Annotated in this window: 12 protein-coding genes and 4 pseudogenes; 8 read left to right on the forward strand and 8 right to left on the reverse strand. The window is 32.6% G+C overall.

The window, feature by feature from the left end; all coding sequences use genetic code 11:
• Positions 1-2: 2 nt before the first annotated feature.
• Genes ACZZ95_RS06960 through ACZZ95_RS06980 form a run of 5 tightly spaced genes read right to left on the reverse strand, consistent with a single transcriptional unit; the run spans position 3 to position 933 of the window.
• Positions 3-152 (reverse strand): hypothetical protein, encoded by a 150-nt coding sequence (locus ACZZ95_RS06960; RefSeq protein WP_172426690.1) that lies wholly within the window; start codon positions 150-152, stop codon positions 3-5.
• A gap of 45 nt (positions 153-197) precedes the next feature.
• Positions 198-350, reverse strand: a complete 153-nt coding sequence (locus tag ACZZ95_RS06965; RefSeq protein WP_463468512.1) for a hypothetical protein — start codon at positions 348-350, stop codon at positions 198-200.
• A 36-nt stretch (positions 351-386) separates the two neighbouring features.
• The gene (locus ACZZ95_RS06970) at positions 387-536 is read right to left on the reverse strand and encodes an rSAM-modified peptide (protein ID WP_463468513.1); all 150 of its coding nucleotides are present in this window, start codon (positions 534-536) and stop codon (positions 387-389) included.
• A 43-nt stretch (positions 537-579) separates the two neighbouring features.
• Positions 580-729: a hypothetical protein gene (locus tag ACZZ95_RS06975; RefSeq protein WP_463468514.1), complete on the reverse strand. Its 150-nt coding sequence runs from the start codon at positions 727-729 to the stop codon at positions 580-582.
• Between the two features lie 57 nt (positions 730-786).
• Complete coding sequence (locus tag ACZZ95_RS06980) at positions 787-933, reverse strand: hypothetical protein (RefSeq protein WP_463468515.1); 147 nt, start codon at positions 931-933, stop codon at positions 787-789.
• Positions 934-1,659: 726 nt separating this feature from the next.
• Between ACZZ95_RS06980 and ACZZ95_RS06985 the strand changes: the two genes are divergently transcribed.
• The 6 genes and pseudogenes from ACZZ95_RS06985 to ACZZ95_RS07010 all read left to right on the forward strand — a co-directional run bounded on the left by ACZZ95_RS06985 (position 1,660) and on the right by ACZZ95_RS07010 (position 9,249).
• Positions 1,660-2,661: a vitamin K epoxide reductase family protein gene (locus tag ACZZ95_RS06985; protein ID WP_463468516.1), complete on the forward strand. Its 1,002-nt coding sequence runs from the start codon at positions 1,660-1,662 to the stop codon at positions 2,659-2,661.
• A gap of 22 nt (positions 2,662-2,683) precedes the next feature.
• Entirely contained in the window at positions 2,684-3,076 is a 393-nt protein-coding gene (locus tag ACZZ95_RS06990; protein ID WP_463468517.1) for a hypothetical protein, read from the forward strand.
• A gap of 990 nt (positions 3,077-4,066) precedes the next feature.
• Positions 4,067-6,260, forward strand: a pseudogene (locus tag ACZZ95_RS06995) (peptidase domain-containing ABC transporter).
• 2 nt (positions 6,261-6,262) lie between these two features.
• Positions 6,263-6,823, forward strand: coding sequence for a hypothetical protein (locus ACZZ95_RS07000; protein ID WP_463468518.1), 561 nt, complete (start codon positions 6,263-6,265; stop codon positions 6,821-6,823).
• Positions 6,824-6,905: 82 nt separating this feature from the next.
• The gene (locus tag ACZZ95_RS07005; protein ID WP_463468519.1) at positions 6,906-7,553 is read left to right on the forward strand and encodes an HlyD family secretion protein; all 648 of its coding nucleotides are present in this window, start codon (positions 6,906-6,908) and stop codon (positions 7,551-7,553) included.
• 43 nt (positions 7,554-7,596) lie between these two features.
• Positions 7,597-9,249, forward strand: coding sequence for a S41 family peptidase (locus ACZZ95_RS07010; protein WP_463468520.1), 1,653 nt, complete (start codon positions 7,597-7,599; stop codon positions 9,247-9,249).
• A gap of 48 nt (positions 9,250-9,297) precedes the next feature.
• On the opposite strand, the pseudogene ACZZ95_RS07015 reads toward ACZZ95_RS07010, so the two are convergent.
• The 3 pseudogenes from ACZZ95_RS07015 to ACZZ95_RS07025 all read right to left on the reverse strand — a co-directional run bounded on the left by ACZZ95_RS07015 (position 9,298) and on the right by ACZZ95_RS07025 (position 11,230).
• A pseudogene (locus tag ACZZ95_RS07015) lies at positions 9,298-10,007 on the reverse strand (tRNA1(Val) (adenine(37)-N6)-methyltransferase).
• Positions 10,008-10,114: 107 nt separating this feature from the next.
• A pseudogene (gene rimM, locus ACZZ95_RS07020) lies at positions 10,115-10,640 on the reverse strand (ribosome maturation factor RimM).
• 15 nt (positions 10,641-10,655) lie between these two features.
• A pseudogene (locus ACZZ95_RS07025) lies at positions 10,656-11,230 on the reverse strand (30S ribosomal protein S16).
• Between the two features lie 201 nt (positions 11,231-11,431).
• Between ACZZ95_RS07025 and ACZZ95_RS07030 the strand changes: the two are divergent.
• Together ACZZ95_RS07030 and ACZZ95_RS07035 are read left to right on the forward strand one after the other, a co-directional pair.
• Positions 11,432-11,596, forward strand: coding sequence for a lipoprotein (locus ACZZ95_RS07030; RefSeq protein WP_463468521.1), 165 nt, complete (start codon positions 11,432-11,434; stop codon positions 11,594-11,596).
• 22 nt (positions 11,597-11,618) lie between these two features.
• Positions 11,619-11,921: a DUF6252 domain-containing protein gene (locus ACZZ95_RS07035; protein WP_463471635.1), complete on the forward strand. Its 303-nt coding sequence runs from the start codon at positions 11,619-11,621 to the stop codon at positions 11,919-11,921.
• Positions 11,922-12,007: the final 86 nt, after the last annotated feature.

Raw genomic sequence — 12,007 nt, forward strand, 5'->3', positions numbered from 1 at the left:
TATTAACCATTTCCATTCCCTCCGCCTTTTACAGGATTGTTTGGAGGAGTAATAGGATCTGGTTCACCGTCACCGCCTCTAATTGCTTTTTGAGCTTGTTTATTAATTTTTTCTAATTCGAAATCTTTGAATGTGAATGTTTTACTTTTCATGTTTTAAATTTTTTAGTTACTTTTTACACTATTTATAAATGAGGATTAACCGTTTCCATTCCCGCCGCCTTTTTCAGGATTGTTTGGTGGCGTAATAGGAGGAGTCGCTTCTCCATCACCGCCTCTAATTGCTTTTTGAGCTTGTTTATTGATTTTTTCTAGTTCGAAATCTTTGAATGACAATATGTTATTTTTCATGTTTTAATTTTTTTAGTTACTTGTTATAAATAAGGATTAACCGTTTCCGTTTCCTCCGCCTTTTTCAGGATTGTTTGGTGGCGTAATAGGAGTCGCTTCACCGTCACCGCCTCGAATTGTTTTTTGAGCTTGTTTATTAATTGTTTCTAATTCGAAATCTTTGAATGCCAATATGTTATTTTTCATGTTTTAAATTTTTGTAGTTACTTATTATATTTATAAATGACGGTTAGCCGTTTCCGTTTCCTCCGCCTTTAACCGGATTGTTTGGTGGTGTAATAGGATCTGGTTCTGCGTCACCGCCTCGTACTGATTTTTGAGCTTCTCTATTAATTTTTTCTATTTCAAAATCTGCTATTTTCAATGAATTATTTTTCATGTCTTTTTTTTTGGATTGCTTATATATTATTTTTTACGTTTTAATTTGAGAAAACAATTAACCGTTTCCGTTTCCTCCGCCTTTCACAGGATTGTTTGTTTCTTCCGGCGGTACTGGCGGATCTCCTCCCATAATTGATTTTTGAGCATTTTTGCTTATTTTTTCTACTTCGAAATCTCTTAATGTGAATGTTTTAGTTTTCATGTTTGTAATTTTAAAATTATTTTTTAGTACTATAAATCTTTCATAAATATTTTTAAGCAATTTGGTAAAATGCGCCAAAAAATGCGTTAAAAAAATTGGTTTATGTTTTGAAATCTTAGGTTTGTTTTTGGGTTAAAAAGCAGTAAAAGTCGATTTTTAATTGTGGGTTTAAACCTTCAAATAAGGGCGTGCTTTTTATTTTTTTCTAGAAGTTTTTTTGCTTTTCATTAGAGACTTTATTGATTTTATCGTAATCATTTTTATCTCTATTTTTTTATTTTATTTCTTCAAAATCATTACTTTTTTAGGGCTTGTTTTTCATGTTTTTAGAGGTATAGGTTATTACTATTCCAAAACTAGATAAAAAGAGTAGCCGTTAATCGAAAATGAGCTTTCTCAGGTTTTTATTAGAAAAATAATAATATAAATATTTGTTTAACAATAACTTAAGCCCTGTAGTATACTTGGTATAATTTATAAATTGTATGTGGTATAATTAATAAAATGTATGTATACATGCGATTTTAATCAAGAAAAACTTCAATCTTTGCACTGTAATCATGATTTAAAAACGATTGAAGACGATGCTTAAACTGGTCCAAAAATTTCTACAAATTAATCGATACTCAGATATAAAAAATGAGTTCAAGGACCTCTTTTTGTCTCATCCAAATTATCCTAGTTTATTCGCGATCACAGATTCGTTCGATTTGCTTTCTGTAGAGAATGCGAGCAGTAAGAGTTTCGAAAGAACAAATAGTAGATCTGCCATCGAATTTTTTGGCCTATTTTAAAGATGAATTAATTTTAGTTGAAAAAATAAAAAACGGTGTTCGAATCGCCACATCAAAAAAAGGAAACCAAAAATTATCTTATGATAAGTTTCTTTTAGATTGGAATGGAGTTATTGTTGCAATTGAGCCAAATAATGTAGTAGCGAGAGATAATTTAAAAGTGGAGTATAATTGGCTGAAATATTTTCTGCCTTTAGCACTTGTTATAGGATTATCATTTTTCTATAATGGTTTTAATTTATTTAGCACGACATTTTTAGCAACCTCTATATTAGGTTTAATAGTAAGCATATTTATTGTTCAGGAAAAATGGGGTGTTAAAAATACCGTAATTTCAAAATTTTGTAATTTAAGTTCTAACACATCTTGTCATTCAGTTATTAGTTTCAATGATGATATTGCAAATAGATGGATAAGTTTTTCAGATTTACCATTGTTATTCTTTAGTGCAAGTATTATTGCAATTTTGGTACAGCCATTAAGTTCTGCAATATTTGTTGGATTTTTAAGTCTGCTGGCAATTCCTATTGTGGTTTGCTCTATTTGGATCCAAAAATTTGAAGTTCAAAAATGGTGCGTAATGTGTTTGGCGGTATCATTTTTAATTTTGGTTCAAAGCATTGTATGGTTTTCATCAAACCTATTTACACTAAGTTTTAGTTTAAATACTGTTTTTCCTTATGTTTTTTCATTGTTGCTTTTAATTCCAATTTGGGCATCAGTAAAAGTCATGATTAAAAAGATGCTTGATAACGGAAACTCACTTAAAGAGCTTAAAAAGTTTAAAAGAAATTATTCGCTGTTGAACTTTTTATCTAAAAAAGTAAAATACACAAAAGGATTTGAAGATTTAAGAGGTTTGAATTTTGGAAATAAAAATGCTGGAGTAAAACTTTCTATTATAATCAGCCCAAGTCTGCGGACATTGTTATAAAACTTTTCAGGAAGCTTTTGATTTGGTTTTGAAATTTCCAGATAAGATATATTTAAATGTTCTTTTTAATATCAATCCAGAAAACAACGATAATCCTTATAAAGCTGTTGTAGAACGTCTTTTAACGATTAATAGAACAACGCCTGGAAAAACGGTAGAGGCAATCTCTGATTGGTACATTAAGAGAATGGTTCATAAAAAATGGCTCAAAAAATGGCATGTCGATTCAGTAAGTATGATGATTAGCCAAGAGATTCAAAAACAATACGATTGGTGTTCGATGAACAATTTTAATTACACACCAGTTAAAATTGTAAACGAAAGACTATTTCCAAATGAATATGAGCTGAATGAACTAAAATATTTCTTGAATGATTTTGTAGATGAAGTTCAAGTTTTAGATAGAACAGCATAAAAAAGAAAGAAAATAGTAACCCCAAAAACCTGCAGTTATGTTAAAGAGTATTTTGAAGTTGAAAGGTGCAGTGCAGTTAACTGCGAATGAGCAAAAAACAATAAATAGAAGTAGTACGCCTATTTGTGAGGATGGATTTAAAGCTAAAAGATGTACAGAATTTGGAACAGTGTCTGCATATTGGAACTGTATACCAAATAATTATGTTGGAAGCTGTTAGAAAGAATTTTTCAAGCATCAAGTTTTTTACAGATTTGAGGCTTAAAACCAAAAACGTAAATAACCAGTTATGTTAGAAAAGATTTTAAAGAGTGAAGAAACGAAGAAGCTGACAAAAAAAGAGCGACAGAAACATTTTGGGAGGTGATTTTACACAAGAACCAAATTGTGACGGTGAACCTGAAAAATATTATGCTTGCTAATTTGAATATATAGTAGCAGAGCTGTAAAAAACTCTGTTACTATAAAAAAAGGTGTTAAATATGTTAAAGAAAATTTTAAGTCTTAATGGAGCTCAACGATTAAATAAAAATGAGCAGAAAACCATGAGAGGAGGAATTCCAGAATGTTGGATTTATGCCATTGAGGCAGGATGCATTTTAATACCATCGGGCGAAACTTGTCCGCTAAATACCGAATCAGGTATTTGTGATACAAGTCGTCTTTGTTGTTGATTTTTTAACTTTTTTTAAAGTAATACAATATAGCCTTATTTAGAATTTAGTCATGTTTTTTTTAAATGTTATAGGCGCTCGATCGTGGAACATTGAGCAAATTCTCAGTATTGATGATTGGTACTGGGATTCTTAGGAGTTGGTACCGCGTTAATTTTATTTGGTTAGGGTGAACCGCGACCATGTCCTAAAGAAATTGTGTTGCTACTAATATTGTTTATAAATACCCAAACAGAGAAGATTTATATCTTCTCTGTTTTTTTATGGATTAACAAGAATTTTTTTCCTAAATTCGTCTGGAATAAATCAAAATAAATTGAAAAAATTCACTCATTATAGACAAGCAGACCATAAAGATTGTGGGCCGACATGTTTAAAAATCATAGCTAAATACTACGGTAAAACAATCAACATTCAAGAGTTGAGAGATTTTAGCGAAACAACTCGCGAGGGAAGTAATTTGCTTTTTTTGAGTGATGCTGCCGAAAAAATCGGATTCAGGACTTTAGGCGTAAAACTTTCTGTGCAGCGCATTGAAGAGGCTCCTCTGCCGTGTATTCTTCATTGGAATAAAGATCATTATGTAGTACTTTACAAAATAAAAAAAGACAGATTTTACATCTCAGATCCTGCTTTCGGACTTTTAGACTACAGCAAGGAAGAGTTTACAAAATTCTGGATAGGCAATAATGCTGATGATTTAACCAAAGAAGGAATTGCGATGCTGATAGAGGCAACTCCCAAATTTTTTCAATCTGATTTTGATAAAGAAGAAAATTCAGGATTAGGATTTAAATTTCTTTTTAAATATTTATTTCAATACAAATCATTTCTAATTCAGCTTGCCATCGGACTTCTGGCCAGCAGTTTACTCAATTTAATTTTCCCATTTTTAACCCAAAGTATAGTCGACGTAGGAATTCAGAATCAGAATATTCATTTCATCTATTTAATTCTGTTTGCAATGCTTTTTATTTTTGCTGGAAGAACTGGTCTGGAATTAATCAGGAGCTGGATTTTACTTCATTTATCAACCAGAATCAATATTTCGCTTATTTCAGATTTCTTTATTAAATTAATGAATCTGCCTATTTCCTTTTTTGATGTCCGCATGACGGGAGATATTATGCGCCGAATAAATGACCATCGACGCATCGAAAAAATCCTAACCACATCATCTCTTAACGTACTGTTTTCTGTAATAAATATGTTTGTAATGGGTGCCGTTTTAGCCTATTTCAATCTCCAGATATTTTTGGTATTCTTTCTAGGAAGTCTGCTTTATTTTGGATGGATAACATTGTTTTTAAAAAGAAGAGAAGTTTTAGATTACAAACGTTTTGCCGAGGTTTCAAACGAGCAGAGTAAAGTAATGGAGCTTATAAACGGAATGCAGGAAATAAAGCTTCATAACGCCGAAAAACAAAAACGATGGGGCTGGGAATATGTGCAGGCAAGACTTTTTAGAGTTTCAATAAAAGGTTTGGTTCTAGAACAATCGCAAACAATTGGTTCTTCTGTTATTAACGAACTTAAAAATATTTTTATTATACTTCTTTCGGCCAAATTGGTAATCGAAGGTTCTATTACACTGGGTATGATGCTCGCTATAAGTGCTATCGTTGGAAGTTTAAACGGCCCGATTACACAGCTTATAGAGTTCGTAAGAGAATTACAGGATGCTAAAATTTCACTGGCAAGATTGTCAGAAATTCATGAAAAAGAAGATGAATTGCAAGCAGGAAGTTCACCAGACAAATGAAGTCCCTCAATATGTGGATATTGAAATTAAAAATCTCTCTTACCGTTATTTAGGTTCAGATATTCCCGTATTAGATACATTAAATTTAATAATTCCAGCCAATAAAGTAACAGCAATTGTCGGCGTCAGCGGAAGCGGGAAAACAACTTTGATGAAACTGCTTCTTAAATTCTATGAACCCGAAAAAGGAGAAATTAATATTGGAAATGCACAGCTTAAAAATATATCGCAGAAGGCATGGCGGTCTAATGTTGGAGCAGTAATGCAGGAAGGTTTTATTTTCAGCGATACGATTGCGAATAATATTGCATTTGGAGCTGATAGAATTGATAAAGAAAGATTATTATATGTCGCGGATGTAGGTAATATTAAAGAATATATAAGCGGTCTTCCTTTGGGTTTTAACACTAAGATAGGCGCAGAAGGTTTAGGAATGAGCACAGGACAAAAACAGCGTTTATTAATTGCACGGGCCGTTTATAAAAACCCTGAAATTCTGTTTTTTGATGAAGCTACATCTGCATTAGATGCCAATAATGAGAAAGAAATTATGCAGAAACTCGATATTTTTTTCAAAGACAAAACAGTGGTTGTAATTGCACATCGATTAAGTACGGTAATGAATGCAGATCAGATTGTGGTTTTAGACAAAGGAAAAATCATCGAAATTGGAAATCATTCGGCGTTAGTGGCACAAAAAGGAAATTATTTTGAATTGGTTAAAAATCAACTGCAATTAGGAAATTAAGCATGGCTGAAGATAAATTTGAATTAAGAAGCGAAGAAGTTCAGGACATTCTGACCAAAGTGCCGCATTGGATGATACGATGGGGAACCGTTTTGATATTTGCCATTATTATAATGTTGTTTTTCGTTTCCTGGTTTGTAAAATATCCAGATGTTGTAAGAGCCGAAATTGTAATTACGACCAATATTCCGCCGGAGAAAATTGTATCAAAATCATCTGGACGTATTGAGGCTATTTTGGTGAAAAATAAAACCGAAGTTCGTAAAAACGGCGTACTGGCAATTATAGAAAATACAGCCAATTACAAAGATGTTTTTCTGCTGAAAGATATTGTAGACGGTTACGATATCAATAACGCCAAAAAAGCATTCCCATTCGAATTATTAAGAAATACACAGTTAGGAGAAATAGAAAGTGCCTATGCTATTTTTCAAAAAGATTATCAGGCGCAGGAATTAAACAAAGACCTGCATCCTTTTCAAGTAGAAAGAAGAGCACAGCAATCTGAAAAAGTTCAAATAACAGAAAGATTAGAAATTCTGCGCGACAGAAAAAGGAATTAACGAGCGAGAGCTGGAGCTCCAAAAAAATGAAGTTGCCCGTTTCGAAACCTTATTCAATAAAGGAATTATCTCTGCTCAGGAAATGGAAATTAAAAAGCTGAGTTTTCTTCAGGCACAGAAGAATTATAGAAGTCTTCTTTCGTCGATTTCTCAGTTAAGATCTTCATTGATTGACAATACAAAATCGAGTCAGAATTCGCAGATAAATAGCACCAAAGAGGAAGTTAATCTCGGGCGAAGTGTTTCGCAGTCCTTTTATCAATTGAAAAAAGTAATAAGAGACTGGGAACTGGCATATACCTTAAAATCGTCGATTAGCGGAAAAGTGACTTTTTTGCAGGTTTGGAACGAAAATCAAACGATCAATGTTGGAGATAATGTTTTCTCTATAATTCCCGACGCTGAAAATAGTTTTGTTGGAAAAGTGAAAGCCCCGGCTCTAAACTCTGGAAAAATAAAGGTTGGACAGCGTGTAAATATTCGTCTTGCAAATTACCCAGATAGAGAGTTTGGTGTGCTGAAAGGGGAAATAAAAAACATCTCGTTAGTGCCGGACAAAGATGGAAATCTGCTTTTAGATGTCGCACTGCCAAACGGATTAAAAACTTCTTATGATAAGCAAATTCTTTTTCAGCAGGAAATGAAAGGAAGTGCAGAAATAATAACAGAAGATTTAAGATTAATTGAAAGAATTTTATATCAATTTAAAAGTATATTTGAACAAGTTTAAAATTAACCCAAAACCCAAAAACAACCTAAAACCACTTTATTAAATGAGAAAAACAATACTTATTGCCTTTTTTTTATTATTCCAAATTTCGTTCTCAAAGCCAATAACCGAAACTCAAAAATTTGCGACAACTTGCAAAATTTGGGGTTTCTTAAAGTATTATCATCCTAATGTTGCGGATGGAAGTAAAAACTGGGATGACGAGTTATTTCAAATTCTTCCAAAAGTTGAAGAAGCTCAAACTCCTGAAGCGTTTTCTTTGGTGCTAGAAAACTGGATTACTTCTTTAGGGGAAATAAAAAAACAGGACGCTTCTAAAACAGTTTTAAAAAAGGAATATTTTGATAAAAATTTCGATTTATCATGGTTCTCTAAAAACGAATTGTTTTCTAAATCGCTTTCAAAAAAGCTCCAATTCATTGAAGAAAATAGAATTCAAGGAAAACAGTTTTATGTTGATTTTGAATTGAATACAGGAAAAGTGCCTTTGCAGTTTAACAACGAAGTAAAGTACGCCGATTTTAAATGGACAGATAAAAATTTACGTCTTCTGGCATTATTTAGATATTGGAATTACATAGAATATTTTTTTCCGTACAAATATCAAATGGATGAAAATTGGGACAAAGTATTAATTACGATGCTTCCAAGATTTTATGCTCCAGAATCAGAGAAAGATTTTGTTTTGGCAATGCGTGAGATTTCCATAAAATTGAATGATACGCATGCGTCGACCCAAATGTCTCAATTGTTTGAATATTTTGGAGATAAATTTATTCCGGCAGATGTCAAAATTATAGATGAAAAAGCAGTTGTAATTAACTTAAAAAACGATTCATTAGCAAAAATAAATGATTTAAAAGTTGGTGATGTAATTACAAAAGTTGATGGAAAAACTATTGCAGAGCTATTAAAAGAAAACAGAAAGTATGTTGAAGGATCGAATGAACCATCTGTATTAAAAAATGCTTATTGGACAATTTTTAATGGAAAAACACCTTCGGTTGAAGTAGAGTTTGTCCGTGACGGGAAAACGTCGGTAAAAGCCATAAATCGCTATAAATATCAAGATTTAAAGATTCAGTTTCCAAACAACGAAAAGTGGAAAATTTTAGATGGAAATATTGGTTATGTAAATTATGATGAGGTTGAAGAAAAAGATATTCCAGAATTAATTAAAGCCCTTAATAATACCAGTGCTATTATTTTTGATAACAGAATGCGTCCACATGATGTGATGTTTGCTATTTCAGATTGGCTTAATCCAGAACCTAAGGAATTTGCTAAATTTTTAGATCCGGATATAAGTTATCCTGGGCGCTATTTTTGGAGAGCAGGAATAGAAAAATGTGGCAAAATTAATCCAGATTATTACAAAGGAAACGTAATTGTTTTAATAAACGAGAAAGCTGTAAGTCACGCAGAATTTAATGCTATGAGTCTGCAGACAGCTCCGAAAGTTAAAGTGATAGGAAGTCAGACAGGCGGTGCAGATGGAGCAAATTATGGATTTCCAATTATCAAAGGTTTTTACTCTACATTTACTTGTTATGGCGTTTTTTATCCAAATAAAAAAGAAACACAAAGAATCGGTATTGTTCCTGATATCGAAGTTAAGCCAACTATTTTAGGGATTCAGCAAGGAAGAGATGAGGTTTTGGAAAGAGCTGTTCTTTTTGCTAAAAATGGAAAATAATAAATATCTAGATCTTTGTCAAAGTTTCAAACTTTGACAAAGATGTTTTTACATCTTCAAATAAAAATCTTTAGTAAGCTCAATATATTCTGGAGTGTAAACGTGTCTGTGGATTTCGATAATTAATTCGTCGATCTCAATTTCAGAAACTTCATTACGGCTGAAAGCTAATAAGTCTGCGTTTAATTTCTGATTTAGGAGTTCCTTTTACGCGAGTAATTTTTATTGGATACAATTCGAATTCTTTTGCCAAAGTAATAAACTTTTCTTCTTCTTTAAAAGGGATAATTATGGCAAGTATTCCATTTTCCGAAAGTAATAAATCGGCAAACTTCGACAATTTCCTCAAAAGGCATTGCATCTTGAAAACGGGCTAAATCACGCTGTTCATTCTCAGTTTTGTAATCTTCTGCATAAAACGGCGGATTGGAAACAATCAAATCATATTCGTCTTCTGGTTCTTCAATAAATTCATCTAAACCAGCATGAAAACAAAATAATCTATCCCCCCACGGAGAGTTTTCGAAATTTTCAACGGCTTGTTCATAAGCATCTTCGTCAATTTCAAGAGCATCGATTTGTTCAGCATGAGTTCGCTGCGCCAGCATCAAAGCGATAATTCCAGTTCCTGCACCAATGTCTAAAACACTAAACGGATTATGGTTTGTTGGAGCCCAAGCGCCCAATAAAACACCATCGGTTCCAACTTTCATAGCTGTTTTATCTTGTTTTACAGAAAATTGCTTGAACTGAAACATAGAATTTAAGATTTTATGAATTTAGATAATCTCTAAATGAAATAAGATTTTGTTTTCGATTAAACAAATAACCGATTAAACAAATAACCGATTAACCGAATAAACTTTTAAAGATACATCTCAATAAGACCTTCAGGAAGATCCATGATAACTTTTTTGTTTTCGCGGTCAATTTTAACCAAGAAATGGTCAATCATCGGAACTAAAATTTCCACTTCACCATTTAAAACTTCAAAAAGCGGTTGAGCTGTTGAGTCATTAATAGAAGTTATTTTTCCGAAAACGCCTAAACGTTTGTCTTCTATTTCGAATCCGATAACTTCGTGGAAATAAAATTTGTTGCCAGAAAGTTTTGGCGAGCATTGTTAAAGGAAGATAAACAGCATTTCCAAGTAGGGCATCTGCTTCCTCTTCGGTATTTACATCTTCAAAACGAACTCGTAGAAAGTCATTTTTGTGTAAAGAACTTGTTTCAATAAAAAAAGGAACCAAGTGTTTGTTGTGTTCAACAAACACTGATTCCAGATTTTCGTATAACTCAGGTTCATCCGTATCTAAATAGATTAGAACTTCACCTTTGAAACTAAATTTTTTAGCGATTTTACCTAAATAAAAACATTCTTCTTTACGCATTCTCGCTAAATAAAATTATGCTTCAGTTGTTTCGTTATTCTCTTCAGCGACAGGAGCTTCTTCAGTAGCGACTTCTGCTTCTACTTCAGCAACTTCTTCTTCAACTGCAGGAGTTGCGGCAGCTGATAGCATCAGCTTCAGCCTGAGTCGCAGCAGACTAAACGTTTAGCATTAACTTCTTGTTCAGCTTTTAAAGCTTTAGCTTTAACATCAGCTTGTGCTTTTGATAAACCATCTTTTTTAGCATCAACTTTTCCTGCTTTAGACTCTAACCAAGCCGCTAATTTAGCGTCTGCTTGCTCTTGAGTTAAAGCTCCTTTACGGATACCTCCATCAAGGTGGTGTTTCAATAAAGCACCTTTGTAAGAAAGGATTGCTCTAGCAGTATCAGTTGGTTGTGCACCATTGTGTAACCATTTAACTGCGCTGTCAAGGTTTAACTCAACAGTTGCTGGGTTTGTGTTTGGATTGTAAGTACCGATTTTCTCTAAGTATTTACCATCTCTTTTTGAGCGTGCATCTGCGACTACAACCCAGTAAAAAGGTTTTCCTTTTTTACCGTGTCTTTGTAATCTAATTTTTACTGACATAATCTTGTGATTAAATTTTGAGGTACTCGACCTCTATTAATTAAGGGCGCAAAGATATAATTTTTTTACAAATAAAGCGTTTGAAAATGGTATTAAATATATTGGAGATAGATTTTTATCATTTTTTTGGCTGTATTTAGTTTTATTTTAAAACATTTATTACTCTTAATGCGGTATTTTTGCGCAAAATTCATCCTAAACATGAAAAAATACTTTTACTTTTTATCATTTTTACTTTTACTGACATCCTGTACAGAGGATGTAAGATTTAATAATCCAGCTTTCCAAACCTTAAAAGATAATACCTTTTGGAGAGCTCAAATATATAAGGCTGGAACAGAAACAAGCGGCTGTTTTTATTATTGAAGGCTCCTTAGGTTATGAAAAAATCAGTTTTCAGCTTCCTGAGCCATCTCAAAAGACCTATATATTAGGTATTGATGAGGTTGCTAAAGCAGTTTATAAAGATACTTTTTCTGGACAAGAAGTTGAATTTTCAACAGGTGAAGGCAAAGGCGACGGACAAATTATAGTTACGGAATATAATACAGTAGAAAATACAATTTCAGGAACATTTAAATTTACAGCAATTAATGTTGATCCTGCCGCAGAAAAACAGGCGACGTATTTTACCGAAGGTGTTTTTCATAAAATCCCAGTTTCTTCAGTGTCTAATTTTAACACAAATTAAGCTGTAGGGTGTTTTTTCATTTGGAAAATCAAAATAAAAACATAAATAAACTAATATATAGTAGATTACAAAATAATAAGACTACA

The sequence above is a fragment of the Flavobacterium sp. AC267 genome (genome assembly GCF_979258715.1).

Bases quoted from the DNA above. Each gene is read 5' to 3' on its own strand.
- ACZZ95_RS06960 (WP_172426690.1), bottom strand. From the start codon at position 152: ATGAAAAGTAAAACATTCACATTCAAAGATTTCGAATTAGAAAAAATT.
- ACZZ95_RS06965 (WP_463468512.1), bottom strand. From the start codon at position 350: ATGAAAAATAACATATTGTCATTCAAAGATTTCGAACTAGAAAAAATC.
- ACZZ95_RS06970 (WP_463468513.1), bottom strand. From the start codon at position 536: ATGAAAAATAACATATTGGCATTCAAAGATTTCGAATTAGAAACAATT.
- ACZZ95_RS06975 (WP_463468514.1), bottom strand. From the start codon at position 729: ATGAAAAATAATTCATTGAAAATAGCAGATTTTGAAATAGAAAAAATT.
- ACZZ95_RS06980 (WP_463468515.1), bottom strand. From the start codon at position 933: ATGAAAACTAAAACATTCACATTAAGAGATTTCGAAGTAGAAAAAATA.
- ACZZ95_RS06985 (WP_463468516.1), top strand. From the start codon at position 1,660: ATGCGAGCAGTAAGAGTTTCGAAAGAACAAATAGTAGATCTGCCATCG.
- ACZZ95_RS07000 (WP_463468518.1), top strand. From the start codon at position 6,263: ATGGCTGAAGATAAATTTGAATTAAGAAGCGAAGAAGTTCAGGACATT.
- ACZZ95_RS07005 (WP_463468519.1), top strand. From the start codon at position 6,906: ATGGAAATTAAAAAGCTGAGTTTTCTTCAGGCACAGAAGAATTATAGA.
- ACZZ95_RS07010 (WP_463468520.1), top strand. From the start codon at position 7,597: ATGAGAAAAACAATACTTATTGCCTTTTTTTTATTATTCCAAATTTCG.
- ACZZ95_RS07030 (WP_463468521.1), top strand. From the start codon at position 11,432: ATGAAAAAATACTTTTACTTTTTATCATTTTTACTTTTACTGACATCC.